This is a genomic window from Allotabrizicola aquatica (SeqCode) (assembly GCF_965194375.1).
GTDB lineage: Bacteria > Pseudomonadota > Alphaproteobacteria > Rhodobacterales > Rhodobacteraceae > Tabrizicola_A > Tabrizicola_A aquatica.
Genome location: NZ_CBDAEL010000004.1, coordinates 136635 through 161199, shown reverse-complemented (window position 1 = coordinate 161199; position 24565 = coordinate 136635). Strand labels below are relative to the sequence as shown.

Here is a 24565-nt window from a genome sequence, read left to right as displayed (position 1 = left end):
TGATGAGCGATGCCAACGACGCCTATAATGTCACCGCCGACGAGCTGCGCCAGTTCATCGAACGGTTTGAGCAGCTGGAATCGGAAAAGAAAGACGTTACCGAACAGCAAAAAGAGCTGATGGCCGAAGCCAAGGGGCGTGGCTATGACACCAAGGTGATGAAAAAGGTGATCGCGCTGCGCAAGCGCAAGCCTGATGAAATTGCCGAGGAAGAGGCCGTCTTGGATATGTACAAGGCCGCCCTCGGCATGTCGTAAGGCCAATTCTGGGGGCCATTTCTGGCGCCGATCAGGGCGCCAGAAAGGTGATATCGGCCATCTGGGCGATACGCGCCACGTCTTCGTCGTATAGAGCGGTCATTTCCGCGACGACTTCCGCCGTCCAATCGGGCATCACGATGTCCTGATCCACACGCTCGGGCAGGGCGAATTTGTCGAGGAAGGCCGAAACGATCTTTCGGCGTTGGGTAACGGTTTGCGGCGGGTGGCTGGCCAGATAGGCGCGCATCCGCGTCATGCCTTCGCCCGACATCAGGCTGGCAAGAAGGTCATCCTCGCCGTCAAGCGTCACGTCTGGTGACAGACCGGCCACCGCACGCAAGGCCTCGGGCCACACAAGAGGCGTGTCCTCGTCGCACCAGATCGTCAGCGGCGCGTCAGGGTTGGCGTCGAGAATCCGCTCGATCACATCTGACCAGTGCAGATCAAACGGATCGGCCCCGGCCAGAAACGCCGCATAGCTGGGCGGCTGCAGCTTTTCGTAAAGCTGCGGCAGGAAAGATGCGGGGTTGCGAATGGCGAGGTGAAACTCGGCCTCAATGCCCGGAAAAATCTGGCAAAAGGCCCGCACCCGTTCTCCGGCGGCGGGATAAAGGCGGTCTTTCAGCACATAGTTTGGCAAGGACAGAAAACTGTCCCATGACAGGATCAACCGATCCGCCCGGTCCTCCTCCATGATCTGTTCCAAGATCAGCGCCTGCTCATCGATCGTCGCCGCCTGACCCTTCAGCCGCGTGGCGGTTTCGCGCAGCAAGGTGCGATAGCGCTTTGGGCCCGGCACGACGATTTCGTTTTGCAACAGCACGTCACGGTTCTTTAGCAGGCACCGCAACAGACGCTCATCATCGGTGAAATGTGCCCCAAGGTGATAGGCAATCCGCATAATCTACTCGGCTCAAATTTTGTTTTTCTATGGCACGACTATAATCGCTTTTCTGGACAGGGAAACCGCTTTCCACTAAGCCCAGCCCATGTTGACCAAGCAAAACAGTCGGATTGGGTGGCTCGCCCTCTTGCCAGATCGCTGGACGGTGGCGGCGCTGGTCATTGTGGCGGTCGTGCTGGCACCTTTGGTGGCTGTCCTGTGGATTGCGTTGCATCCGACCGAGAACATCTGGCCGCATCTGCTGTCCACCGTTCTGCCCCGGTATTTCACGACAACGCTGGTGATGATGGCGGGTGTCGGGATCCTCACGGCGGCTGTAGGCACGGGGGCGGCTTGGCTGGTTACCATGTATCGCTTTGCCGGGCGCGGGTGGCTGGTGCATGCGTTGTTGTTCCCGCTGGCCTTGCCCGCCTATGTGGGCGCCTATGCCTTGGTCGATTTTCTGGATTATTCCGGCCCTTTGCAAACCGGGCTTAGGGCGACCTTCGGCTGGCAAGATGCGCGCGATTATTGGTTTCCCGAGATTCGCAGCACTTGGGGTGCGGTTCTGGTGCTGTCCGCCGCTCTTTATCCCTATGTGTATCTCCTGACCCGCCAAGCTCTGCGCGAGCAATCCGGCGGGGTCTATGAGGTCGCGCGCGCGCTTGGCACCGGGGGATGGGGGCTGTTCTGGCGGCTCGGCCTGCCGCTCGCACGCCCCGCCATTGCCGCTGGCGTGGCGCTGGCGCTGATGGAGACGGTGGCGGATTTCGGGACGGTGGCCCATTTCGGGGTGCAGACCCTGACGACCGGGGTGTTTTCAACCTGGCTGAACGGCGGCAATGCGGGCGGGGCGGCGCAGATTGCCGGGGTGATCATGACCCTGATCTTCTTGCTGGTGGCGATGGAGCGCATCAGCCGCCGCAATGCGCGGTTTCACCGCCCCGCCCGCCACGCCCGCCCCATCGAGCCGCAGACCCTGACAGGTTGGCGCGCGGCGCTGGCGTTTGGCCTGTGCCTCATGCCGTTTCTCTTCGGGTTCGTGCTGCCGGTCGGCGTGATGCTGACCCATGCCTTCGACCGGCCCGACGTTTGGATTGCGCCGGGTCTCGGCAGTGCCGCACTCAACACGCTGATCGTTGGGGGCACGGCGGCGCTGATCACCGTGGGTGCTGCGCTTTTTCTGGTCTACGGCGTGCGGATGGCTGGCCGGGGCCTTGCACGGCTGATCCTGCCTGTGACGCTTTTGGGCTATGCCGCGCCCGGGGCAGTGCTCGCGGTGGGGCTTTTGGTGCCGCTGGCCGCCCTTGACCATCGGGTGGCCGATACGATCCTGGCCCTCACCGGAACTGACCCTGGCCTGTTGTTGACCGGCACATCGGCCGCCATCGTTCTGGCCTATGTCGTGCGGTTTTTTGGCATTGCCCAAGGGGCTGTGGATTCGGCCTTTGGCCGCATTTCGCCCAGCCTGCCCATGGCCGCGCGCAGCTTGGGTGAGGGCAACGGGGGCACCCTGCGCCGGCTTTACCTGCCCTTGATGCGCGGCTCGGTCGCCTCGGCCTTGCTGGTGGTGTTTGTGGATTGCGTCAAGGAACTGCCCGCAACGCTGTTGCTGCGCCCCTTCAACTTCAACACGCTGTCGACACGGGTCTATGAACTGGCAAGCCTCGAACGCCTCGGCGAAGCCGCACCCGCCGCCCTCGTGGTCACCGCCCTCGGCGTTGCCGCCGTCGCGCTTTTGGCGCGCACCCACCGCGATCTCTGAGGGGTTGCCAGCGCATAGACATGGCGGTATTTGACGGCTGTGCCCTTATAGCTCAGCTGGTAGAGCACCTGATTTGTAATCAGGGGGTCGCGGGTTCAAGTCCTGCTGGGGGCACCATTTCCGTTCTTACGTTCTCAGATGCCGCGCCAGGTGCAGTGTGCGGGATGAACCTGTGCTACTGATCCACGGAGCGCGGTGGGTCGTAACTCTTTCGCAACTTCACCAAAGGCCAATCGCCCCATGCATCATCTTCGGGTCAGTCTGTACGCGCTGATGCTGGCGGCAGCGGGAATACCGCTTTACATCCACCTGCCGCAGTTCGCCTCGATCAATCTGGGCATTGGTTTAGGTACGGTTGGGGTGATCTTGATGGTGATCCGGGTCATTGATCTGGTGCAAGACCCGTTGATCGGCTGGGCCATCGACCGTTGGCCCAAGGCGCAGCTGGGGTTTGGTCTGATGGCGGCAGCGGGGCTCGCGGTTGGCTTTCCGATGCTGTTCCTGCTGGATCCCGGTCCGGGTGTTGCGGGGCGGTTGGTTGCGGTCTTGGTCTTGTTGTTCACCGCCTACAGCCTTGGCTCCATCCTGCTCTATGGTCGCAGCGCCAGCTTGGCCGAGCGAAGCGGGCCTCAGGGCCTTGTGACGCTGGCCGCCTATCGCGAGGGCGGCACGCTCGCGGGTGTGATTCTGGCCGCGATTGCTCCGGCGGCTTTGGTTGGCTTGGGGGCTGGTGCGCTTGGATATCCGGCGTTTGGCCTGTTCCTCGGGGCGCTGTCCTTGGCTGTGGCCTTGATCACGCTGCCCATCTGGCGGCGACCGGTTCTGCCCGGTGCTGCACCGTCTTTGGCGGGTTTGACCGGGGCAGGGGCCTTGCGACTTTTGGCCTTGGCGCTCGTCAACAGCTTGCCTGTGGCGATCACATCAACCCTGTTTCTGTTTTTTGTTGAGGATCGTCTGGGCCTTGCGGGGCAAGCCGGTCCGCTCTTGACGCTGTTCTTCCTGAGCGCTGGTCTCAGCGTGCCGCTTTGGACGGTGGTCAGTCGACGGATCGGATCGCGGGGCACGTTGTTGATCTCCATGCCGCTGTCGATTGTCGGGTTCATCTGGGCGGCCTTTCTGGGGCCGGGCGATCTGGTGGCTTTTGCGGTGATCTGTCTGGCCGCAGGGGCAGCACTTGGGGCGGAGATGGTTCTTTTGCCTGCGATGTTCTCGGTGGCCCTGACACAGGCGGGGATGCAGGCCTCGCTCGCCTTTGGGATCTGGACCTTTGCGGGCAAGCTTGGTTTGGCACTGGCGGCCTTTCTCGTGATGCCACTTCTGGAGTGGAACGGCTTTGTGCCCGGCCAAAGCAACACCCCGGCGGCGCTGACCACGCTGACGCTAGCCTATGCCGTGCTGCCGTGCATTTTAAAGCTTGGCGCGCTGGGGCTTGTGATGCGCCTGCCGGATGCGCATCTAGAGAGTAAGGGCCCAGCGGACCCCGCTCAGGCCGGAGGATAATCAGGTGAAACTTTACCGCGCCTTGGCCATTATGGCCGCTGTCGTCTTTGGCGCAGCCCATCCGGCTGCCGCCCAAACCATGCTGATCGAGGATTTCACGATGCAGCCAGAAACCCGCTGGCGTTTTTTCGCAGACAGCGTGATGGGCGGGGTTTCAACCGGCCAGCTGGACTTTGCAACCGAAGACGGTCGCCGCCATGCCGTGATGACTGGCCGCGTGAGCACGGAAAACAACGGCGGCTTCATCCAAATCCGGATGGAGCTTGACGCTCCGCCGCCGAAGGATGCAGTGGGCCTGCGATTGGTGGTGCGCGGCAATGACACGCGCTACTTCGTGCATCTGCGGACATCGGGCACGCTTTTGCCGTGGCAATACTATCAAGCGGGCTTTGATGTGACCCGCGAATGGGCTGAGGTCAGGCTGCCGTTTGCAAGCTTTGCCGCCTCGGGTCGGATGTTGCGCGCAACCCCCAACCCGCAAAGCTTGGAGTCGGTCGGCATCGTCGCCTTTGGCCGCGACCATGAGGCAAAGATCGAAGTGCGCGAAGTGGGTTTTTACTGACTGCGGGGCCGCGCGGCGCCCTCACGGCGCTTAAAGCAGAAAGTCACCCTGCGAAGCCCGTGTGAGACCCGAAATCAAAATCTCGCTGTCGGGCCGCGCATCGCCCGTGGCGTCCATCAGCACCAGAACACCGCTTGAGGTGCTTGTCAGCCACAGCGCAAAGGCCTTTGGGCCGGTGGCGCTGTAGGCAAAGGCCTGATCGCCCGCCCGAGTGATGTTGGCATCTATTGCCCGCAGATCAACATCGTCGATCCCACTTCTGAACTGGTAAATCCTGTCGCGCCCCGCTCCGACGGCGCTGTCTGTCAGGCTGCGAAAGACGAAGCGATCAACCTGCGTATCCGCCCCACCAAAAAGCCTATCCTGACCTCCGCCGCCCTCTAGCGTGTCGCGGCCGGTGCCGCCATGGAGGTTCTGGCTGAACCCATTTCCCGTCAGCCGCAGCCCGCCGCCCGTCGCCGCCCGAACCTCCTCAACCGCTTCCGCGGTTGCGAGGGTGTAATGGACTGAGCTGTAGATCACATCGGTCCCGCCACCCGCCCGTTCGATCACCCGATCACCTGTGTGGCGCAGGTGATAGATATCATTGCCGGATCCACCCGTCAGCGTGTCGGCACGGGCGGCATTGCTGAAAAACTGGTTGGCGAGGGAATTTCCTGTCAGCGACCGCCCTGCGCTGCCCATGGCGTAGATCATCTCAACTGAAGAGCCTGCACGGAGGGTGTGGTTGGCATAGGCGTCGATCCTGTCGGTGCCGCCTGCGGTGGCTTCAATCACCTGATCGCCAGTGTGATGAACCGCATAAGTGTCATTTCCGGCGCCACCGATCAGCGTGTCGGGATGGGTGGTGGAAGACACCATCCGGTTGGCCAAGGCATTGCCGGTCAGGGCAACGCCACCGCTGCCAACGGCCACGGTCATAACCTCAACCGACTGGCCTGCGCCCAGCGCATAATTCACCGAGGCGATGATGCGATCCATCCCATCGCCGGGAGATTCCAGCACCACATCCAGCGGGTTGAGCATGTGATAGGTGTCGTCTCCCGCGCCGCCGACTATCAGATTGCCACCATTCACGGCTTCAAAGCGTCCTGCCGCGATGCCCACCGACCCCACCGCCGCCAAAGCTGGCAAGGAGGGCAGGTGGTTCACCAAGGCACCGCTGCCATCGCCGCGCCAGTTTGCCAAAAGGCCGCTTGTCGTGGCCGGGTCGGGGAGGGGGGACCACGCCATGTCCCAGATCTCTTGGGCCGATCGGACCTGATCGAACAGCCGGATATCCCCCACCGAGGCGTGATCCGAGAGCGTCACATCGCCTTGGCTCAAAAGGTTGCGGGTGCCCGGCACGAGTTGCCGTTCGGCCACTCGTGCCCCATCCAACCACACGGTCAATTGCCCGCCAATATCCTCATAGCTGAGGGTCAAGCGGTGTAGATCCCCGTCGAACAGGGCCGCTGGCAGGATGCTGTTCAAAAAGCCATCAACCGCGGCCCCTTCGAACTCCAGCGACCCCAAACCATCGGCGTGGCGGTGCAGCACCAGATTGCCAAAGCGCGCCACAGGGCCGGGGTCATCACTGCTGTCTTGCCGCCAGATCAGGTCGAGCGTGAAGGACGGTTGCAGGAAGAGATCAATCACCGCCGCCTGCAGTGCCGCTCCCGTGGTGGGATTGGTGGAGACAAGGGCAAAGCTTGGCGGAGCTGGCGCGCCGGTCACACTGTCGCCGCGCAGCACATCATTGCCTGCGCCGCCATAAAGCGTATCGCTGCCCGCTCCGCCCTCCAGCGTGTCATGGCCTTGGTCCCCCGAAAGCGTATCGCGCCCGCGATTGCCCCGTAGCAGATTGGCCACCGCATTGCCGGTGATTGCATCGGCGCCACGCCCGCCAAAGGCATGTTCGATCACCGTACCAAAGGCGATGCCAAGATTGCCGAGAAAGCCTCCGATGCTGGAGTGGCTGCCTGCGATCAGGCTGATAGTTTGCGCCGCGCTGTAGCGCGACAGATCCAGCGTATCGATCCCGCCCGCGTCCCAGATCGTCAACATGGGATCAAGGTTCAGATCGAAATCATAGACCGGTCCCGCTGTGGTGCCGAACCCATAGGTGTCTGCACCTGCGCGTGTCGTCAGGTTCGCGCCGTAGATTTGCTGCAGGGCCTTAATATCATGGATCCCAAGCGTATCAGGCCGCAGCGCGCTGGCGCCGGTCTCTTCGGCACCAAAGCGGCTCATCACGGTGAATTGGGCGCTGTCTTGGGCGAAATCGGCGTGGGTTGCGTAGGTGATCGGTCCCACGCCTGCGTAAAGACCCGGCCTTGACAGGCCAAGGCTTTCGCCGATCAGTTGCATCATCATCAGCGCATCGAAACGGCCCAGCAGGGGTGTCTCTGAAGGCAGGGTATAGCCGTTGGTGTTGATCCAGACATCCCCGGCGGCACTGACAAAGCCTGCATCTCCCGGCGCACCCGCCCAACTGGTGGCCCCGTCAGAGGCGCTGAAGTTGCCATATAGAAGCGTGGCCGCGTCGGTATAGCCGCCGCTGTTCACTTCAACAAAGGTCAGCCCCGCCACCTCGCCGAACATCGCCAGAAGGCTGCGCGTCAACTCCATTTGGGTGGGAGTGAACTGGCTGAAACCGGGTTGACCATGGCTGACCGTGTCTGAGAACCCATAGCTCAACGTCACCCCGGCGCCGCGTGCGGGCGACCAGCTGGTGTGGCTGTCCAAGATTCCCGTAATCATCGCCGCATCAAACTGAGCTTTGGGCCCCACTGAGGCCGAGACGGCATAAGCTCCCGTCAGGCTGCCCACAGCGCTGGCTTGCAGATAGGCGCGCCCGGTCTCAACCGCTGTGAAGCGCAAGAGGGCATGTCCATTGGGCAGGCTGTTGTCATCCTCGCCCAGAAGCACGGTGCCATCCGACGCATAAAGCCGAAGGCGGCCATTTTGCAGCGCAGTGGCCCCGATACCCACCATTGCAAAACTGTAGCTTTGGCCCGCCACCAGATCGACCGCGATGAAATCGGCATCGGCCGCCGTGCTGATGCTGCCATGCGCCCAGCCGCCCATTGCCACGGCAAAGCCTGTGGCGGGCGTATTGGGCGCATCCGCGCCCAGCGCGGCTTCGAAACTGGTCGGCATACGGTGCCTCAGATCACGGCTGCGCCACACCGGACCGAGAGCGGGCGGCGCGGCACGTCATGACTGCTCTGCGGGCAAAAGCGTTAACAAAGTGTTAACAGAATCTTAACGGCTTGACGGCGGGGCCGCCGACATGTCCTGGGGGCCTCAGTCCGCGCGCTTACGCACCGCCGAGCCGCAGCCGGGCAAACAACACACAAGCCTCAAGCCCGTTTTGCACAGCCTGCGGATCGCGCCGGCGCATCCAATCCAGCCAAAGCCCATCCAGCGTGGCCATGATCAGATCACTGACCATGGGTATCCGGTCGGTTTTCCAAGGGTCCGAGACCTGATGCAGCAGCTTTTCCAACTGCGCGCGATAGCGGTCGTAAAGCGCACGCTCGGTCTGGGCGATGGTCGGATAGGACATGGCCGCTGACCACAGGTCGATCCGGGTGCGCAGATGCGACATCTCAAGGAACTCGTCCGAAAACCCGGCCTTCAAGAAGGCCTCAAGCCGCTCGGCGGGGGTGGCGCCGGGCATGGTGATCTTGGCATCCGCCGCCACTTGCAGACGTTCCGAGGCCAAAAGGCAGGTTTCGGCCAGCACCTCATCCATATCGGCGAAATGATAGGTGATGTGGCCCAGCGACATCCCAGCCTCGGCGGCGATCTTGCGGGCGGTCAAGTCGGCATACCCCACCCGCTCCAGACAGCGCAGGGCCGCCTCAACAATCTCACGCCGGCGGTCACCGCCCTTGCGGCGGGCCTTCCCCTCTATCACGGGCTGATCCATGGCAATCCTGAATGACAATAGCTTAATAAAAATGCTTCCCTCTTGGCTTTTTGCCCCCATTCGCCCAGAAGGGCAACCTGAACCAGAGAGGCATCATGGCGACAGGTTTCGGTTTCAACCTTCATGCAACAGATGGCGCGGCGCGCACCGGGGTGATCACCACGCCGCGTGGAGAAATCCGCACGCCCGCCTTCATGCCCGTGGGCACCGCGGCGACGGTCAAGGCGATGATGCCCGAGTCCGTGCGCGCGACCGGGGCTGATATCCTTTTGGGCAACACCTATCACCTGATGCTGCGCCCGACGGCAGAGCGTATTGCAGCGCTTGGCGGTTTGCACAAGTTCATGAACTGGGACCGGCCGATCCTTACGGATTCCGGTGGGTTTCAGGTCATGTCGCTGGCCGCCTTGCGCAAGCTCACCGAGGAAGGCGTGCGGTTTTCCAGCCATATCGATGGCTCCAAGCACATGCTCAGCCCCGAACGCAGCATGGAGATCCAAAAGCTGTTGGGCTCGGACATAGTTATGTGTTTTGACGAATGCCCCGCGCTTCCTGCCGATGATGCGACGGTGGCCAAATCCATGCAGCTGTCCATGCGGTGGGCGCAACGGTCACGCGATGCCTTTGGCGACCGTCCCGGCCATGCGCTCTTCGGCATCATGCAAGGCGGCGTGAACCGTGATCTACGAGAAGAATCGGCCAAGGCCTTGGTTGGCATCGGTTTTGATGGCTATGCCGTCGGCGGCTTGGCGGTGGGCGAGGGGCAGGAGGCGATGTTCTCCGTCCTCGACTATGCGCCCGGTTTCCTGCCCGAGGACAAGCCGCGCTATCTGATGGGCGTGGGCAAGCCAGATGACATCGTCGGCGCGGTGGAACGCGGCATCGACATGATGGATTGCGTGCTGCCCTCCCGGTCTGGCCGCACCGGGCAGGCCTGGACACCAATGGGCGCGGTAAACCTGAAGAACGCCCGCCACAAGGATGATCCGCGCCCGTTGGATGCGGCCTGCACCTGCCCAGCCTGCCGCAGCTATTCGCGCGCCTATCTGCACCATGTGGTCAAGGCGGATGAGATCATCGGCTCGATGCTGCTGACGTGGCACAACTTGCATTACTATCAAGACTTGATGCAGGGCATGCGTGATGCCATCGGGGCAGGGCGGCTTTCCGCCTTTGTCGCAGACTTTCACGTACAGCGCGCGGCAGGTGACATTGACCCGGTTTAGCTTTGCTGAAGAGCTTGCGACAAACTGCACATAAATGCAGCTTGTCGCTGCCGCCGACAAAGCGCAAAATGTGATCGACCGGTGCTGTTGACACCCCCACCACCCGCCCCCAGATAAGGGGTCGAGGGAAGGGCCAGAACGTTGCCGATAGACGGGGCGGGGTCCTTCTGCCCGATAAGGAAACGCGACATGACTGATACCTTTGCCACGAGCTACCCGGTGCTTCCGCTGCGGGACATCGTGGTGTTCCCCCATATGATCGTTCCTTTGTTCGTGGGCCGTGAAAAATCGGTCCGCGCCTTGGAAGAGGTCATGGCTGATGACAAGCAGATTCTATTGTCGTCGCAGATCGATCCGTCGATCGATGATCCCACCACCGAAGGCATCTACCGCGTCGGTGTGCTAGCCAATGTGCTGCAACTTTTGAAACTGCCCGATGGCACCGTGAAGGTGCTGGTTGAGGGCAAGGTTCGGGTGCGCATCAGCGAGTTTGTCGAAAACCCCTCGTTCTTTGAGGCGCGCGCGCAGCGTCTGTCTGAAAACCCCGGCGATCAGGCATCGGTGGACGCTTTGGTGCGTGCTGTGGCCGACGAATTCGAACGCTACGCCAAAATCCGCAAGAACATTCCCGAAGAAGCCTTGGGTGCCGTTTCCGAAACCCGTGAGCCGCCGCGGCTGGCCGACCTTGTGGCCGGGCATCTGGGTGTGGATGTGGCGCAGAAGCAGACGCTTCTCGAAACGCTCGACGTGGCGGAGCGGCTGGAGAAGGTCTATGGCCACATGCAGGGCGAGATGAGCGTTCTGCAGGTCGAGAAGAAGATTAAATCTCGGGTGAAAACCCAGATGGAGAAGACCCAGCGCGAGTATTATTTGAATGAGCAGATGAAGGCCATTCAGAAGGAGCTGGGCGATGGTGAGGATGGCCAGTCCGAGCTGAAAGAGCTGGAAGACCGCATCAAAAAGACCAAGTTCTCGAAAGAGGCCCGCGAAAAGGCCGAGGCTGAGCTGAAGAAGCTGAAATCAATGAGCCCGATGAGCGCCGAGGCCACCGTCGTGCGCAACTATCTCGATTGGCTTTTGGGCGTGCCGTGGGGCAACCAAAGCCGGGTTAAGAAAGACCTTGTTGCGGCCCAAAAGGTGCTGGACGCCGACCATTACGGTCTGGACAAGGTCAAAGAGCGGATCGTCGAATATCTGGCGGTGCAGGCGCGCTCGGCCAAGCTGAAAGGCCCGATCCTGTGCCTTGTTGGCCCTCCGGGCGTGGGTAAAACGTCCTTGGGGCGGTCCGTGGCCAAGGCCACGGGGCGCGAGTTCATCCGCATCTCGCTTGGCGGTGTGCGCGACGAATCCGAGATCCGCGGTCACCGTCGGACCTATATCGGCTCGATGCCCGGTAAGATCATTCAAGCGCTGAAAAAGGCGAAAACCACCAACCCGCTGATCCTGTTGGATGAAATCGACAAGATGGGGCAAGATTTCCGGGGTGACCCGGCGTCGGCCATGCTGGAGGTGCTGGATCCGGAACAGAACTCGACCTTCGTCGATCACTATATGGAGGTCGAATATGACCTCTCGAACGTGATGTTCATCACCACGTCCAACTCCTACAACATGCCGGGCCCTTTGCTTGACCGGATGGAGATCATCTCGGTCGCCGGTTACACTGAGGATGAAAAGCGCGAGATTGCGAAGCAGCACCTGTTGCCAAAACAGGTTGAGGCGAACGGTCTGCGCAAGGGTGAGTTTGCGGTGTCTGATGCGGCGCTGACCCATGTGATCCGCTATTACACCCGAGAGGCGGGCGTGCGGAACTTGGAACGCGAAATCGCCAAACTTGCTCGCAAGGCAGTGACGGATATCCTGAAGAAAAAGACCAAGTCGGTGTCGGTCGACGAGGCCAAGGTCGAAGAATATCTTGGCGTTCAGCGTCACCGCTATGGTCTGGCCGAAAAGGAAGATCAGGTGGGCGTGGTCACGGGTCTTGCTTGGACCAGTGTCGGCGGCGATCTCTTGCAGATTGAAGCTCTGCGCTTGCCGGGTAAGGGCCGGATGAAAACCACTGGCAAGCTTGGCGATGTGATGAAGGAATCGATCGAGGCGGCTTCCAGCTATGTCCGCTCGATCAGCCCGCAACTGGGGGTAAAGCCGCCAAAGTTTGAGACGATGGACATTCACGTCCACGTACCCGACGGCGCAACGCCCAAAGACGGGCCCAGTGCAGGCCTTGCGATGGTGACCGCCATCGTGTCGGTTCTGACCGGGATTCCGGTGCGCAAAGACATCGCCATGACCGGCGAAGTCACCTTGCGCGGCAATGCCAGCGCCATTGGCGGGCTGAAAGAAAAGCTTTTGGCGGCGCTTCGGGGTGGGATCAAGACAGTGTTCATCCCCGAGGAGAACGCCAAGGATCTGGCCGAAATCCCGCAGAACGTGAAAGAGGGGTTGAAGATCATCCCGGTCACCCACGTTCGCGAGGTTCTTGCTGCGGCTTTGGTGCGTCAGCCGGAGCCTGTGGAATGGGACGAAGCCGCCGAAGAAGCGGCCGCTGCGGCCCGTCAGGCCGCCGCCCCAATCGGCGCAGGTCAGACCACACATTAAGGCAAGGTCGAAGGATGTGGCGCGCACTATGACAGAGCGCGCCACATTTCGAACTTTTGTGCTGAAAATTGCGGCTTTTCTGTTTCCAGCCAGTAGACAGTGGATGGGTTAAACTGGCATGGTCTGGGCATTCGCCCTGACCGCGCCGAAGATCGATCCGTCGGTCAGCGGTGCCAGCAGAAGGATCGCCATGCCAAGCGCCTCAATCAAAAAACCCGCCTCAACGGCACCTGCCAAGACGTCTGCAAAACCTCCGGCGAAGTCTCCCGCCAAACCCGCGCCCAAGCCAGTCGCAAAGCCAGTCGCACGTGCCGCACCCACGCCGAAGGCGGCGTCTGGAAACAACGTCCCGCCGCCCGAGAGCAGGGACAAGACCTCTTCGAAGCCCGTATCTACAGACACGCCCATGCTGCGCGCGCGCGACCTTGTCGCGCGGGTGGCCGAGGCGACAGGGGCTAAGGTCAAAGATGTGCGTGACACGGTCGAGGCGACACTGGCCGAGTTGGGAAAGGCGCTGGATCAAGGGCAGAGCCTGCAAGTGCCCCCCTTGGGCAAGCTCTCGGTCGCCCCCCGCAAAGGGGCTGACGACACAAGCCCGATCAAGCTGAAACTGCGACGCGCGGCAGACCCTAAGGTCAAGAAAGCATCGAAAAAAGAGGCTCTTGCAGAGCCAGATGAAGCCAGCTAAAAGCCCCCCCATCGGGCGATTAGCTCAGCGGTAGAGCGCTTCGTTCACATCGAAGATGTCAGCGGTTCAAATCCGTTATCGCCCACCATGATAGCGAAAGCGCGCCCTAGCCGGGCGCGCTTTTTGCTTTTTGACCGCAGCGTCTTGACCTTTAGGCAAAGACAAAATCGCTGGCGTCAAACTGGCCCCGCGTCATGCCGCTGACATAGACCGCGCCATTGCCGTAATCGACCCAAGTGCCGCCGACTGCCGCGCTGAAGGCCAGCGCCGAAAATCCGCGCACGCCTTCGACCTGCAGCCGGTCCACGCCGTTTTGAAAGTCACGCAGACTGTCGATGCCGTCCCCTTGCTGGAACACAAAGACATCGGCCCCGCTGCCGCCAAACAGCGTATCACGTCCCGTGCCGCCATCCATCACGTCCCCGCCAGTGCCGCCATAAAGCACATCATTGCCCGCATCACCCGACAGCCGGTCATTGCCAGCCGAGGCGACCAACGTGTCATTGCCGGAAAGACCGCTCAGCCGATCTGCGCCAAGGCCACCGGTCAGACGATCAGCCCCCGCGCCCCCGGTCTGGATCACGCCGCGCGCCTCGAACCCAAGGGTATAGCTGCCGGTTGAGGTGCCAAAGCCGCCCGCTGACAGAAAGAGATGGGTGGTCTGATTGGCGACGAAGTTGAGCCGCGCATTGCTGCCCGGACCGCTGTCATCATCCGACCCGATCAACCGGCCATTGGCATCATAAAGCCGCAGATAGGCGTCCAGCGACGACCCGGCGGCGGCATTCACCGTAACGTTGTAGCTTTGTCCCGCCTGCACATCGATGCGGAACCAGTCCATGTCTCGGGGCAGGGCGATAGCACCGCTGCCCGTGGCGTTCAGCGCCAGATGCGCATCGGTTCCGGTGTTGGCGGCAAAGTCGCTGGCGACCCCTGCCGTCACTGTGCTTCCCGCACCGATCGCGGCCACGCTGTCATAGCCGACAAAGCGCAGTTCACTGGCCAAAAGGGTATTGGCGCTGGTCACAGAGGCGTTGGCTACAAGCCCGGCCTGCCATTGCACGGCGGTCGTGCCGAATTGCACATGCAGATGGGTGCCGCTGCGGGCACCCGTATTGCCCACTTGGCCTAGCACATCACCTTCTTCGACGACCGAGCCGAGTGTCAGCGGCACCGACGCTTGGCGCAGGTGAAAATAGGAGGAGTAGAATACCCGGCCATTAATCACATGTTCCAGCGTGACGAAGTTGCCGACGTTAGAAGGGCCAAGTGACGGATCTCCGGCAAAGGAGGCAGGCCTGCCGTCCACCACCGTCTCTCGCATCGCCACCACACGGCCCGCCGCGACCGCCAGAACCTGCTGGCCAAAATCCAGATCGAAGTCATAGGCGAAATGCGTGCCACCGGTGTGGCTAAAGCCATTGCCCACGCCTTGCGTCACCAGGGTTGTCCCGGCAAAGGGCAGGCGGATCAGCGTTTGTACCATCTTCCACTCCACTCAATGGCCCAGGCTCACCCCGCCTTCCAAGGGGACAGGGCCAGCTGTCACACGAAGGCTGGGCCAGATTTGGGCGAAAGGCGGGCCGCTAAGCAATATCAGCGCGGTGATAGGTGCTTGCCGCGCGAGGGTAGCTCTGCTAATTCGCGGCGCGGGGGCGGTTAGCTCAGTTGGTAGAGCGTCTCGTTTACACCGAGAATGTCGGGGGTTCGAGTCCCTCACCGCCCACCATCCCCTTTGCACAATCTCTGCGCGCCAATGTTGATGGGCCGACGGCCCCGATTGGCCTATGTTTGTCAAAAGCCATAGGAGCGCGCCGATGAGTTGGAATCCCATTCTTGACCCGTCCATCCCGATCGGGGACGCGGTGGATGCGATTGAGACGGTCATCGTGCCGCGCGCCCGGGATCTGGGTGGGTTCGAGGTGCGCCGGGCATTGCCCTCGGTGGGCAGGCAGATGGTGGGGCCGTTCATCTTCTTTGACCAGATGGGCCCCGCCGAGTTTCTGACGGGCCAAGGCATTGACGTTCGGCCGCACCCCCATATCGGTCTGGCCACGGTGACCTATCTTCTCAAAGGTCGCATGCATCATCGGGACAGCCTTGGCACCGATCAATGGATCACGCCCGGTGAGGTCAACCTGATGACCGCAGGCCATGGCATCACCCATTCCGAGCGCACCGATGGCCCGATGCGCGCTGCGCCCCATGCGATGTTTGGGCTGCAGACTTGGCTTGCGCTGCCCTTGGCCGCGGAAGACAGCGCGCCCGCCTTCTACAACGCGCCAGAAAGCGCGCTGCCGGTGCTGGAGGGCGAGGGCAAGACGGTGCGGCTGATTCTTGGGCAGGCATGGGGTGCCGGCGCGCCGACACCAACGATGTCCGGAACCTTCTATGCCGATGCCACGCTTGCCTCAGATGCCACCTTGCCCTTGCCCGACAATCACGAGGATCGCGGCATTTATATTCTCTCCGGTTCGGTGATCTCGGGCGGGGTGGAACATGAAGCCGGGCGCATGCTGGTGTTTCGTCCCGGCGATGCGCTTTCGGTGCGGGCAGGCGGGCAGGGCGCGCGGCTGATGCTGCTCGGTGGGGCCACGATGGAGGGGCCGCGCCACATCTGGTGGAACTTTGTCGCCTCGTCAAAAGAGCGGATTGAGGCCGCCAAGGAAGCCTGGCGCGCGGGCGATTGGGCGCATGGGAGGTTTCGCCTGCCCCCGGGCGATAACGCCGAATTCACCCCCGCGCCGGAACGCTGATTTTTCGCGGCTTTCCCGCTTGACGCCGCCGCGGGCGTTCCGTAATACCCAGCCCACGCCGGGGCTGACCCGGGGTAGATGATGCGCGGTGGTAGCTCAGTTGGTTAGAGTACCGGCCTGTCACGCCGGGGGTCGCGGGTTCGAGCCCCGTCCACCGCGCCAGTCATCCCCAGTCAGCCTTTGCCGAGAAAATGCGCGGTGGTAGCTCAGTTGGTTAGAGTACCGGCCTGTCACGCCGGGGGTCGCGGGTTCGAGCCCCGTCCACCGCGCCACTTTCCCGAAATGAGCCCCGCCTTGTGCGGGGTTTTTTCATGTCTTACGCAGGACTTGCGGGGCAGGGGTTTTATACATACGTAAAATAGAATATGTACGGTAAAACCCTAAGGAGCCGACATGGCGATTCTCGATCAAATTCCGATCAGCTTGATCGTGCTGGCCTGCCTGACCCTTGGGTTGGCCCCGTTCTTTCCCGAGCCGCATATCTGGGAAAAGCTGAAAATGCTGTTTGCGGGCAATTTGGTAAAGCCGGTGGATGTCTTTGACATTTTGATGCACGCAGCCCCGTTCGCGGTGCTCGGCCTCAAGCTCTTGCGTATGACGCGCGGGTAACTCCTCGTCGGCTTCGCCGCTCGTCGTGGGTGACCTTGACGAGAAGACGAAGTCGCCCGAGGAAAGGCGGTCACAGCGTCATGCGATAGCGGATATGCCCGTCATCGGCGGTAAAGCTGTCATAAAGCTTGCGCGCGGTGTCATTGCTGGCCTCGGTGTTCCAATAAAGCCGCTTCCAGCCTTGTGACCGGGCGTAATCGGCCAGATCCTGCAACAGGGCCCGACCCACGCCTTTGCCGCGTGCATCGGCTGACACGAACAGATCTTCTAGATAACAATCATCCCCCATCACCCATGTGGAGGGGTGATGCTGATGGATCGCAAAGCCCAAGACTTCCGGCCCCTCAAAAGCCAGCCGCACCTTCAGCGGGCTTTCGGGGTCCATCAGTCTTTTCCATGTAAAATCCGTGATGTCCGGGGCAAGGCTCATGTCGTAATGGTCCAGAAACCCAGCCCAAAGCTGCCGCCACGCCGCCTCATCCGCAGGCTCTGCCCAACGGATGATCATGCCAGCTTCTCCAACAGCCGCGCCCAAGACCGGATGCCCTTGTGGAAGCACTCAAGGTCATATTTCTCATTCGGGGAATGAATTTGGTCATCATCGCGGCCAAATCCCAAAAGCATCGCATCCATACCCAGATAGATCTTGAAATAGCCCGCGATCGGGATCGACCCGCCGCAGCCAACATAGGCCGCCGCCCGGCCCCATTCCTCGCCCAAGGCCGCGCGGGCGGCTTCAAAGGCGGGATCTTCAATCGACATCAACCCGGCGGGCGAATTGCCGTGGCCTTTCCAATCGATCGTGCAATCGGCGGGCAATTGCGCCTCTACCCATTTGCGGAACTGGATGCGGATGGCATGGGGGTCTTGATCGCCCACAAGCCGGAACGACACCTTGGCATGGGCCTCAGCCGGCAGCACGGTCTTGAACCCGTCGCCGGTATAGCCGCCCCAGATGCCGTTAATCTCGGCCGTTGGGCGCGACCAGATCATCTCCAATGGGGTGCGGTCCTGCTCGCCTGCGGGCACCGACAGGCCGACATCGCCGAGGAAGGTTGCATGGTCAAAGGCCAAGGCCTGCCATTGGCTACGGATCGCATCGGGAAGCTCGGTCACCCCGTCATAGAACTGCGGAATGGTGATGCGCCCCGTCGCATCATGCAGGCCCGCCAGAATGCGGCTGAGAACCCGGATCGGGTTCTGCGCCGCCCCGCCATACATGCCGGAATGCAGGTCCTTATTGGCGGCGTGAATGGTGAACTCTTCGCCCAAAAGCCCGCGCAGCATGGTCACAATCGCGGGAGCGGTGTCTTGAAACAACCCTGTGTCGCAGATCAGGGCGATCTGGGCTTTCAGCTCATCCGCGTTTTCTTGCAAGAAGGGGATGAGGCTCGGCGAGCCAGATTCCTCCTCGCCCTCCAGAAAGATCGTCAGGCGGCAGGGCAAGGTGCCGTGCACGGCCTTCCAAGCCCTGAGCGCCTCGAGAAAGGTCATCAGCTGGCCCTTGTCATCAGAGGCGCCGCGTGCGCGAATGACCTTGCCCTTGGGCGTGTCTTGCAGTTCCGGATCAAAGGGGTCGCGGTCCCAAAGCGACAGCGGGTCAACGGGTTGCACGTCGTAATGGCCATAGAACAACAGATGCGGCCCGCCGTTTCCACCATGGGCCACCACCATCGGATGGCCCGGTGTGAGGCGGGCGCTGGCGTCAAAGCCCAAGGATTTCAGATCCTCGACCAGCCAATCCGCGGCGCGGGCGCAATCGGGCTTGAAGGCCGGATCGGTGGAAATCGACGGGATCCGCAACAGCGCCATCAAACGCTCCAGCGCCTGCGGCAAGGAATCGTCGATCTTCGAAAGCACGGCCTCAAGCGTCATCTGGGTCTCTCCGGGTCTGATGGGCGGGGGCGAGCCTATCAGGCGTTTGGGGACTGTCCAGAGGGCAGGAGTTGCGCTACATCGCGGCGCAAGGACCACCAGCCCGGACATTTGCCATGATCCTCACCCGTTCCGCCTTTGCGCTCGTTTTGGTCAGCGCGGCACTTGCCAGCCCCGCTTGGGCCGAGCCGATGACCGGCAAGGCGGCCAAGAAGCTCTTGTTCGCCCCGGTCACGGCCGAGGTTGAAATCCTGCCTGAGGCGGGGCTTTCCCAAGATATGGCAGATGCCTTGGCGATGGTGGGTGAGGGGCAGCCCTATTACGGGGCGGTCGCCATTGCTCCCGAAGAAGGGCTGATGTCCGAGGCCACAGTTGCGGCCGCGAATTTTCATGACACCACGGCGGCCGGGGTTGCCGCCTTGGCCGAATGCAATGCCAAGAAGACAACCGCGCAAGACTGCGTCTTGGCAGCCTACATCCGCCCCAAAGGCTGGAAAGAGGCGGGGTTTGGCCTGTCATCGGATGCCACGGCGGCCTTCAAGGACTATGACAGAAAAACCGGGGCATTTGCCATATCGGTCATCACCGGGGCCTTTGGCATGGCGGCAGGTGAGGGCTCAGCCGAAGCCGCGCTCGTCAATTGTGCGGCTAAGAATGACAAGGCGACCGATTGCGCACTGGTCATCGCCAACTGACCTTCTCGAGTGAGGCCCGACACAAAGCTACATTTGGCAGAGACAATTTGCCCCGTTGCCGGCCGCGCCGGTTGATGCAAGTCAAGGCGCAGCTTCAATGCCTGTGTCACGCCTCTTGAGCGACACTTTGACCAAGGAGACGCCGCGCTTGTCCCGTTCGACACAGGCGCGCGCCCCAGGAGACGACGATGAACTACGATGCCGCCCTTGATACCGCGTTGAACCGCCTGCACGACGAAGGCCGCTACCGCACCTTTATCGAGATCGAACGCGCGCGCGGCCAGTTTCCTCATGCGGTCTGGACCAAACCGGATGGCAGCCACAAAGACATCACCGTCTGGTGCGGAAATGATTATCTTGGCATGGGCCAGCACCCAGAAGTTTTGGCCTCCATGCATGAGGCGCTGGATGCCACCGGGGCAGGCTCTGGCGGCACGCGCAATATCTCGGGCACCACGGTTTATCACAAGCGGCTTGAGGCCGAGATCGCTGATCTGCATGGCAAAGAGGCGGCTTTGGTGTTTTCCTCGGCCTACATCGCCAATGACGCCACGCTTTCGACGCTGCCTAAGCTGTTTCCTGGCCTGATCATCTATTCCGACGCCCTGAACCACGCCTCGATGATCGAAGGTGTGCGCCGCAATGGCGGGGCCAAGCGGGTGTTTCGGCACAATGACGTGGCCCATCTGCGCGAATTGATCGCGGCGGATGATCCGGCTGCGCCCAAGCTGATCGCCTTTGAATCGATCTATTCGATGGACGGCGATTTCGGCCCGATCAAAGAGATCTGCGATCTGGCCGACGAGATGGGCGCGCTGACCTATATCGATGAGGTGCATGCGGTGGGCATGTATGGCCCGCGCGGGGCCGGGGTGGCGGAACGCGATGGCCAAATGCACCGCATCGACATCATCAACGCGACGCTGGCCAAGGCCTATGGCGTGTTCGGCGGCTATATCGCGGCCAGCGCGAAAATGATCGATGCTGTTCGGTCTTATGCCCCGGGCTTCATCTTCACCACCTCTTTGCCGCCCGTGGTGGCAGCGGGGGCGGCGACCTCGGTTCGGGTGTTGAAAACCGCCCAGCATTTGCGCGATGCGCAACAGACCAATGCCCGCATCTTGAAGATGCGCCTCAAGGGGTTGGGCCTGCCGATCATTGACCACGGCTCGCACATTGTGCCCGTGCATGTGGGCAACCCGTTGCATTGCAAGATTCTGTCCGACATGCTGTTGGATCAGTTCGGAATTTACGTCCAGCCGATCAACTTTCCAACCGTTCCACGGGGCACGGAACGACTGCGGTTCACCCCTTCGCCCGTGCATGACGCCCGTCAGATCGACCACCTTTTGAAGGCGATGGACAGCCTCTGGGGGCACTGTGCGCTGAATCGTGCCGAGATTTCGGCCTAAGTCGTTTCCCTATATGCAAAATCGCTTGCTGCGTGTTAAGAAATCCCAAATACGTCAAAAAATGAAGTCGCAACGGTCGGCGGCTTTTCGGGGCGAATGGTTCGATGGAGCAGGTTGAATGATCGGGCGGTGGGCGAAACCATCAGCACCAGAGGCCCCGAGGCCGATGGGCTTTGACGATTTCGACGTGCGCTTGGGCGACCTGATGCGCGGAGAGCGCGCGACCTTGGGCAAATCGCTTTTGGACGTGCAGCGCGACCTCAAGATCAAAGCCAGCTACATCGCAGCGATTGAAAACGCTGACATTTCTGCTTTTGATTCCCCCGGCTTCATCGCCGGGTTTGTGCGCTCTTACGCACGCTATCTGGGCATGGAGCCCGATCACGCCTTTGAACGGTTTTGCCGCGAGGCGAATTTTGAAGTGGCACATGGCATGTCTGCTGCGGCCTCATCGAGCACGATGACGGCCAAGCGGGCGCGGACCGAAGCGGGGCGCGATTCGCTCTCGTCAGGGTCGATTGTCTTTGGGCAGCCGCAAGAAAGCTGGTTCAGCCGTGTCGAACCCGGCGCGCTTGGGTCCTTTGCTGTGCTGGTGGCCCTGATCGGTGCACTTGGCTATGGTGGCTGGTCGATCTTGCAAGAGGTGCAGCGCGTGCAGCTGGCGCCGGTGGATCAGGCGCCGAATGTGGTGGCCGAGATTGACCCGCTGGGCAATGTCACCCCGGTGCCGAAAGACCTGCCCGCGGAAACCGCCGATGCCGGTACGACGGGCGTGACCGCCGACCCGCTGGCGCGCTTGGCGCGTCCGCAGGTTTTGGATGTGCCGGTCATGACCTCGCGTGATGGCCCGATTGCGGCGATTGATGTTGACCGCGCCGGGACATTGTCCAGCGCCGATGCAACGCAACCCGGTGTTGCGCCCGCAACCGGAGCGGCTGTGCAGGTTGTCGCCGAAGTTAATCCCGGTGTCGAGATTTTGGCCGTGCGCCCATCTTGGGTACAGGTGTCTGCCGCTGATGGCACGGTTCTCTTCGAGAAAATCTTGGATGCGGGTGAGCGCTACTCGGTTCCGCTTTTGGAAGATGCGCCGCTCTTGCGGTCGGGCAATTCGGGGTCGGTTTATTTCTTGGTCAATGGCCAGACCTTCGGGCCAGCGTCGCCTGGAGCCAATGTGGTGAGAAACCTCGCACTATCGGCTGAAAATCTGAGCACCACCTACACTGTTGCAGATCTTTCGGTTGATGCAGATCTCGCAGAGATCCTGAACGTTGCAGATGCGGGCGACAGCACCGGCACAGTTGGTCCCGCCGAGGCGCCCATCGAATAATACCCCTGCGTGGCGTACCTATGGCTCCGGCGGCATTGCCCCGGAGCTTTTTGCTGTCTATCTAGAGATCAGACCACGAGGGCTTTCTTTATGACGCACAATCCCATCCGTCCCTGGCGCAACATCGAACGGCGCGTGTCGCGGCAAATCCATGTGGGCAAGGTGCCGGTTGGCGGCGATGCGCCGATTGCCGTGCAGACCATGACCAACACGCTGACCCATGATGTGAAAGCCACGTTGGAGCAGATCCAGCGTGCCGCGATCGCAGGTGCGGATATCGTGCGGGTGTCGACGCCCGACGTGGAATCAACCGCGGCGCTGCGCGAGATTTGCCGCGAAAGCCCGGTTCCCATCGTGGCCGACATCCATTTCCACTATAAGCGTGCGATTGAAGCCGCCCAAGCTGGTGCTGCCTGTCTGCGGATCAACCCCGGCAACATCGGCGACGCAAAGCGCGTGGCCGAGGTGGTGAAGGCTGCGAAAGATCACGGCTGCTCCATCCGCATCGGGGTGAATGCCGGGTCATTGGAAAAGCACCTCTTGGACAAATATGGCGAGCCTTGCCCTGATGCGATGGTGGAATCTGGGCTCGATCACATCAAGCTTTTGCAAGACAACGACTTTCACGAGTTTAAGATCAGCGTGAAAGCCTCTGACGTTTTCATGTCTGCCGCCGCGTATCAGCAACTCGCCACCGTCACCGATGCCCCGATCCATCTGGGCATCACCGAGGCGGGGGGGCTGATTTCCGGCACTGTGAAATCGGCCATTGGTCTGGGCAGCCTTCTGTGGTTCGGCATTGGCGATACGATCCGTGTGTCGCTTTCGGCTGACCCTGTGGAAGAGGTGAAGGTCGGGTTCGAGATTCTTAAGTCTCTGGGCCTTCGCACCCGTGGCGTCCAGATCATTTCCTGCCCTTCCTGCGCGCGCCAAGGCTTTGACGTCATCAAGACCGTCGAGATTTTGGAAAAACGACTGGAGCACATCAAGACCCCGATTTCGCTGTCGATCATCGGCTGCGTGGTCAATGGCCCCGGTGAGGCGCTGATGACCGATATCGGTTTTACCGGCGGTGGCGCGGGGTCGGGCATGGTCTATCTTGCGGGCAAGCAAGATCACAAGCTTGGCAATGACCGGATGGTGGAACACATAGTGGAGCTGGTCGAGGCTAAGGCCGCCGAGATGGAAGCGGCTGCCAAGGACTGACGGGTTGGCTTAGGGGTTGGCTTTCAAACGCATCGCCAAGCCCAAAGCCATGGCGCCATACACAGAAACGCCCAGCAACAGGGGCACCTGTGTGCCGTCAAACATCAGCCCCACCGGCACGGCCAACACCACCGACACCACCGTGGCAATCGCCGACGTGACCGAGGCCGCCATCCCAGCGACGTGGCCCACAGGCTCCATCGCCAGCGCGTTGAGATTGCCCAGCGTCAGCCCCATGACCGCAAACAGCACAATCGACCACAGGATATGCAGCGCAAAGCCGCTGCCTTCGGGCATCACGGCGACCAGCCCCAGATAGGCCAGCGTCAACGCCAAAAGCGCGCCATAGGTCACCGTCACCATCCGCCGCATACCCAGCCGCATCACCAGACGCGCGTTCAGGATCGAGCCGACCATCGAGGCCATCGCGATCACCCCAAACCAGAGCGGGAAACTGTCACCGCGGCCAAATAGGTCTGAGAAAATTCCCTCCATCGAGGAGAGCGTGGCAAAGAGCATCCCCATGGTCAGCGCCTGCGCCGCGATCGATATTTGCACCACCCGGTGGGACAGAACCTCGGCGCTTGCCGCGACCAAGGCATGCCAAGACAAGGGTCTACGCGCCTCTCGCGGCAAGGTTTCGGGCTGGCGCAGTGTGAACCAGCCCATAACCAAGAGCGCAAAGGCGACATAGGCCACAAAAATTGCCTGCCACCCGGCCAAGGCAATCACGCCTTGCCCCATCAGGGGCGCCACGGCGGGCACAAGGGTGAAGATCATCATCGCAAAGGACATGATCTGCGCCATCTCACGGCCCTTGAACATATCGCGCACCATCGCGATTGACACCGTGCGCGGTGCCGCCGCCCCAATGCCCTGAACGACACGGGCGATCAGCAAGGTCTCAAGGCTGGGGGCGGCCCAGCAGGCCAAAGCGGCGAAGATATAAAGCACAAATCCCGCAAGGATGGTGGTTTTGCGGCCAAAGGCATCGGACAACGGCCCGGCAAACAGGGTGCCCAAGCCCATCCCCAGAACGAAGGACGTGATGACAAGTTGCGCCTTGTTCGGATCCTCGGGCGAGAGGTCCAGCGCAATCTGCGGCAACGCGGGCAGCATCGCGTCAATCGAGATCGCGATTGTGGCAAACAACAGCGCGAGAAGCGCAATGAACTCGTTGCGCGAAGGGGTCTTGGTCATCATCTCACCTTGGGCCAGCCCTGCGGCCCGTTTCCGTCCGCCTGATGCGCGCATCGCGTGGCAAGGTCCAGCGGAAACGCGGCGCGG

21 protein-coding genes and 5 tRNA genes are annotated in these 24565 nt (G+C 61.5%); 18 read left to right on the top strand and 8 right to left on the bottom strand.

All coding sequences use genetic code 11. The features are described 5' to 3' along the window. Positions 1–2: 2 nt before the first annotated feature. Positions 3–257, top strand: a complete 255-nt coding sequence (locus AC72UB_RS07830; RefSeq protein ID WP_430464090.1) for a DUF2312 domain-containing protein — start codon at positions 3–5, stop codon at positions 255–257. Between the two features lie 31 nt (positions 258–288). Here AC72UB_RS07830 and AC72UB_RS07825 read toward each other — a convergent pair whose 3' ends face one another. After that, positions 289–1161, bottom strand: coding sequence for a hypothetical protein (locus AC72UB_RS07825; protein WP_505189266.1), 873 nt, complete (start codon positions 1159–1161; stop codon positions 289–291). An 88-nt stretch (positions 1162–1249) separates the two neighbouring features. Here AC72UB_RS07825 and AC72UB_RS07820 point away from each other — a divergent pair, with 88 nt between their 5' ends. From AC72UB_RS07820 to AC72UB_RS07805, 4 genes are all read left to right on the top strand, one after another. Continuing rightward, the gene (locus AC72UB_RS07820; protein ID WP_505189265.1) at positions 1250–2908 is read left to right on the top strand and encodes an ABC transporter permease; all 1659 of its coding nucleotides are present in this window, start codon (positions 1250–1252) and stop codon (positions 2906–2908) included. A 41-nt stretch (positions 2909–2949) separates the two neighbouring features. Then, a tRNA-Thr gene (locus AC72UB_RS07815) sits at positions 2950–3025 on the top strand. A 123-nt stretch (positions 3026–3148) separates the two neighbouring features. Beyond that, entirely contained in the window at positions 3149–4408 is a 1260-nt protein-coding gene (locus AC72UB_RS07810) for an MFS transporter (RefSeq protein ID WP_505189264.1), read from the top strand. A gap of 4 nt (positions 4409–4412) precedes the next feature. Further along, complete coding sequence (locus tag AC72UB_RS07805; RefSeq protein WP_505189263.1) at positions 4413–4970, top strand: CIA30 family protein; 558 nt, start codon at positions 4413–4415, stop codon at positions 4968–4970. Positions 4971–5000: 30 nt separating this feature from the next. Here AC72UB_RS07805 and AC72UB_RS07800 read toward each other — a convergent pair whose 3' ends face one another. Further along, positions 5001–8111, bottom strand: coding sequence for a M10 family metallopeptidase (locus AC72UB_RS07800; RefSeq protein ID WP_505189262.1), 3111 nt, complete (start codon positions 8109–8111; stop codon positions 5001–5003). Positions 8112–8271: 160 nt separating this feature from the next. Beyond that, entirely contained in the window at positions 8272–8874 is a 603-nt protein-coding gene (locus tag AC72UB_RS07795; RefSeq protein ID WP_505189261.1) for a TetR/AcrR family transcriptional regulator, read from the bottom strand. A 107-nt stretch (positions 8875–8981) separates the two neighbouring features. On the opposite strand from AC72UB_RS07795, the gene tgt reads away from it, so the two are divergent. Together tgt and lon are read left to right on the top strand one after the other, a co-directional pair. Further along, a complete protein-coding gene (tgt, locus tag AC72UB_RS07790; protein ID WP_505189260.1) occupies positions 8982–10112 on the top strand; it encodes a tRNA guanosine(34) transglycosylase Tgt in 1131 nt (376 codons plus the stop codon). Between the two features lie 189 nt (positions 10113–10301). After that, positions 10302–12710 (top strand): endopeptidase La, encoded by a 2409-nt coding sequence (gene lon / locus AC72UB_RS07785; protein ID WP_463288463.1) that lies wholly within the window; start codon positions 10302–10304, stop codon positions 12708–12710. A 108-nt stretch (positions 12711–12818) separates the two neighbouring features. Here the strand turns inward: lon and AC72UB_RS07780 are convergent, their stop codons facing one another. Then, a complete protein-coding gene (locus tag AC72UB_RS07780; RefSeq protein WP_505189259.1) occupies positions 12819–13118 on the bottom strand; it encodes a hypothetical protein in 300 nt (99 codons plus the stop codon). On the opposite strand from AC72UB_RS07780, the gene AC72UB_RS07775 reads away from it, so the two are divergent. Together AC72UB_RS07775 and AC72UB_RS07770 are read left to right on the top strand one after the other, a co-directional pair. Next, entirely contained in the window at positions 13117–13398 is a 282-nt protein-coding gene (locus AC72UB_RS07775; RefSeq protein ID WP_505189258.1) for an HU family DNA-binding protein, read from the top strand. The two genes, AC72UB_RS07780 and AC72UB_RS07775, sit on opposite strands and share 2 nt — an antisense overlap. Positions 13399–13411: 13 nt before the next feature. Further along, positions 13412–13486: transfer RNA gene (locus AC72UB_RS07770), tRNA-Val, on the top strand. A 63-nt stretch (positions 13487–13549) separates the two neighbouring features. On the opposite strand, the gene AC72UB_RS07765 is transcribed toward AC72UB_RS07770, so the two are convergent. Further along, positions 13550–14884: a peptidoglycan DD-metalloendopeptidase family protein gene (locus tag AC72UB_RS07765; RefSeq protein WP_505189257.1), complete on the bottom strand. Its 1335-nt coding sequence runs from the start codon at positions 14882–14884 to the stop codon at positions 13550–13552. 167 nt (positions 14885–15051) lie between these two features. Between AC72UB_RS07765 and AC72UB_RS07760 the strand changes: the two genes are divergently transcribed. The 5 genes from AC72UB_RS07760 (at position 15052) to AC72UB_RS07740 (ending at position 16763) form a co-directional block, all read left to right on the top strand. Then, positions 15052–15127, top strand: a tRNA-Val gene (locus AC72UB_RS07760). 88 nt (positions 15128–15215) lie between these two features. Further along, entirely contained in the window at positions 15216–16154 is a 939-nt protein-coding gene (locus AC72UB_RS07755) for a pirin family protein (protein WP_505189256.1), read from the top strand. An 85-nt stretch (positions 16155–16239) separates the two neighbouring features. Next, a tRNA-Asp gene (locus AC72UB_RS07750) sits at positions 16240–16316 on the top strand. 33 nt (positions 16317–16349) lie between these two features. Then, a tRNA-Asp gene (locus AC72UB_RS07745) sits at positions 16350–16426 on the top strand. Between the two features lie 121 nt (positions 16427–16547). Further along, entirely contained in the window at positions 16548–16763 is a 216-nt protein-coding gene (locus AC72UB_RS07740; protein WP_505189255.1) for an RND transporter, read from the top strand. 70 nt (positions 16764–16833) lie between these two features. Here the strand turns inward: AC72UB_RS07740 and AC72UB_RS07735 are convergent, their stop codons facing one another. Next, positions 16834–17271 (bottom strand): GNAT family N-acetyltransferase, encoded by a 438-nt coding sequence (locus AC72UB_RS07735; protein WP_505189254.1) that lies wholly within the window; start codon positions 17269–17271, stop codon positions 16834–16836. Next, positions 17268–18638: a M20/M25/M40 family metallo-hydrolase gene (locus tag AC72UB_RS07730; protein ID WP_505189253.1), complete on the bottom strand. Its 1371-nt coding sequence runs from the start codon at positions 18636–18638 to the stop codon at positions 17268–17270. Before AC72UB_RS07730 ends, AC72UB_RS07735 begins: the two co-directional genes overlap by 4 nt. A gap of 116 nt (positions 18639–18754) precedes the next feature. Between AC72UB_RS07730 and AC72UB_RS07725 the strand changes: the two genes are divergently transcribed. From AC72UB_RS07725 to ispG, 4 genes are all read left to right on the top strand, one after another. Next, on the top strand, positions 18755–19333 hold the full coding sequence (locus AC72UB_RS07725) for a 5-aminolevulic acid synthase (protein ID WP_505189252.1): 579 nt from the start codon (positions 18755–18757) through the stop codon (positions 19331–19333). Positions 19334–19521: 188 nt separating this feature from the next. Next, on the top strand, positions 19522–20745 hold the full coding sequence (hemA, locus tag AC72UB_RS07720; protein ID WP_505189251.1) for a 5-aminolevulinate synthase: 1224 nt from the start codon (positions 19522–19524) through the stop codon (positions 20743–20745). Positions 20746–20863: 118 nt separating this feature from the next. Continuing rightward, positions 20864–22072: a helix-turn-helix domain-containing protein gene (locus AC72UB_RS07715; protein ID WP_505189250.1), complete on the top strand. Its 1209-nt coding sequence runs from the start codon at positions 20864–20866 to the stop codon at positions 22070–22072. 90 nt (positions 22073–22162) lie between these two features. Next, entirely contained in the window at positions 22163–23278 is a 1116-nt protein-coding gene (gene ispG, locus AC72UB_RS07710) for a flavodoxin-dependent (E)-4-hydroxy-3-methylbut-2-enyl-diphosphate synthase (RefSeq protein WP_505189249.1), read from the top strand. A 9-nt stretch (positions 23279–23287) separates the two neighbouring features. Here the strand turns inward: ispG and AC72UB_RS07705 are convergent, their stop codons facing one another. Further along, positions 23288–24532, bottom strand: a complete 1245-nt coding sequence (locus tag AC72UB_RS07705; protein WP_505189248.1) for a multidrug effflux MFS transporter — start codon at positions 24530–24532, stop codon at positions 23288–23290. Positions 24533–24565 lie beyond the last annotated feature (33 nt).

What these genes read in the sequence shown, in the direction of transcription:
- AC72UB_RS07830 (WP_430464090.1), top strand. Translation starts at nt 3, where the DNA reads ATGAGCGATGCCAACGACGCCTATAATGTCACCGCCGACGAGCTGCGC.
- AC72UB_RS07825 (WP_505189266.1), bottom strand. Translation starts at nt 1,161, where the DNA reads ATGCGGATTGCCTATCACCTTGGGGCACATTTCACCGATGATGAGCGT.
- AC72UB_RS07820 (WP_505189265.1), top strand. Translation starts at nt 1,250, where the DNA reads ATGTTGACCAAGCAAAACAGTCGGATTGGGTGGCTCGCCCTCTTGCCA.
- AC72UB_RS07810 (WP_505189264.1), top strand. Translation starts at nt 3,149, where the DNA reads ATGCATCATCTTCGGGTCAGTCTGTACGCGCTGATGCTGGCGGCAGCG.
- AC72UB_RS07800 (WP_505189262.1), bottom strand. Translation starts at nt 8,111, where the DNA reads ATGCCGACCAGTTTCGAAGCCGCGCTGGGCGCGGATGCGCCCAATACG.
- tgt (WP_505189260.1), top strand. Translation starts at nt 8,982, where the DNA reads ATGGCGACAGGTTTCGGTTTCAACCTTCATGCAACAGATGGCGCGGCG.
- lon (WP_463288463.1), top strand. Translation starts at nt 10,302, where the DNA reads ATGACTGATACCTTTGCCACGAGCTACCCGGTGCTTCCGCTGCGGGAC.
- AC72UB_RS07775 (WP_505189258.1), top strand. Translation starts at nt 13,117, where the DNA reads ATGCTGCGCGCGCGCGACCTTGTCGCGCGGGTGGCCGAGGCGACAGGG.
- AC72UB_RS07780 (WP_505189259.1), bottom strand. Translation starts at nt 13,118, where the DNA reads ATGGGCGTGTCTGTAGATACGGGCTTCGAAGAGGTCTTGTCCCTGCTC.
- AC72UB_RS07765 (WP_505189257.1), bottom strand. Translation starts at nt 14,884, where the DNA reads ATGGTACAAACGCTGATCCGCCTGCCCTTTGCCGGGACAACCCTGGTG.
- AC72UB_RS07755 (WP_505189256.1), top strand. Translation starts at nt 15,216, where the DNA reads ATGAGTTGGAATCCCATTCTTGACCCGTCCATCCCGATCGGGGACGCG.
- AC72UB_RS07740 (WP_505189255.1), top strand. Translation starts at nt 16,548, where the DNA reads ATGGCGATTCTCGATCAAATTCCGATCAGCTTGATCGTGCTGGCCTGC.
- AC72UB_RS07735 (WP_505189254.1), bottom strand. Translation starts at nt 17,271, where the DNA reads ATGATCATCCGTTGGGCAGAGCCTGCGGATGAGGCGGCGTGGCGGCAG.
- AC72UB_RS07730 (WP_505189253.1), bottom strand. Translation starts at nt 18,638, where the DNA reads ATGACGCTTGAGGCCGTGCTTTCGAAGATCGACGATTCCTTGCCGCAG.
- AC72UB_RS07725 (WP_505189252.1), top strand. Translation starts at nt 18,755, where the DNA reads ATGATCCTCACCCGTTCCGCCTTTGCGCTCGTTTTGGTCAGCGCGGCA.
- hemA (WP_505189251.1), top strand. Translation starts at nt 19,522, where the DNA reads ATGAACTACGATGCCGCCCTTGATACCGCGTTGAACCGCCTGCACGAC.
- AC72UB_RS07715 (WP_505189250.1), top strand. Translation starts at nt 20,864, where the DNA reads ATGATCGGGCGGTGGGCGAAACCATCAGCACCAGAGGCCCCGAGGCCG.
- ispG (WP_505189249.1), top strand. Translation starts at nt 22,163, where the DNA reads ATGACGCACAATCCCATCCGTCCCTGGCGCAACATCGAACGGCGCGTG.
- AC72UB_RS07705 (WP_505189248.1), bottom strand. Translation starts at nt 24,532, where the DNA reads ATGCGCGCATCAGGCGGACGGAAACGGGCCGCAGGGCTGGCCCAAGGT.